This is a genomic window from Vibrio sp. 1402, assembly GCF_033340275.1.
Map to the genome: position 1 here is coordinate 1 of NZ_JAWOWE010000443.1, position 602 is coordinate 602.

Sequence of the window (602 nt, forward strand, 5' to 3'; positions counted from 1 at the left end):
AGCCAAATGCAAAAAGACATGGGCGGACAAAACCCGGCGGCAGCGGTGAGCATGGGCTCTGGCATGCTGAATGGGTTGAAAGGGTTGAGCATGCAACTGTTCGATCTGAACATCAATCCTGATGCACAGTTTGGCGAAGTGTTTAGCCAAATGGATGGCATGTTTACTCTGTCTGCGAAAGATCCAAACATGTTGATTCAAACTGCGCAAATGCTAGTTCCTGAATTGGCGCAGCTTCAACTGCAACCAGACAACCAACCTGTGAACGTAAGTGACTTGTTAGAGATGCATACTTGCATGAAGATGGACGTGTTTGCACGCTTAAATGGCAGCCACCTAACGCTATACAGCGGCGAGTACGCGGCAGAAGCAAGCAAGGACGTGATGGCTCAAGAGTTGAAGCCAAACGGTTTGTTGAGCTTTAGCATGGACTCAGAGCGTATTCTGGAAGTGTTAGAAAAAGCATCAATGGCGACAGGCCAGCCTCTTCCTGAAGACGTGCTAGTGAGCTTCCAAAACGAGCTAACGGGCGGCATGAAGATGGACGTTACTGACAAAGGCATCGGTTTTGAGTTTGATTACCGCAGCTCGACCAAAAAGGT

Annotated in this window: 1 pseudogene; it reads left to right on the forward strand. The window is 48.8% G+C overall.

The features are described 5' to 3' along the window. Nucleotides 1–602: pseudogene (locus R7044_RS26560) on the forward strand (hypothetical protein); the annotation flags it as partial.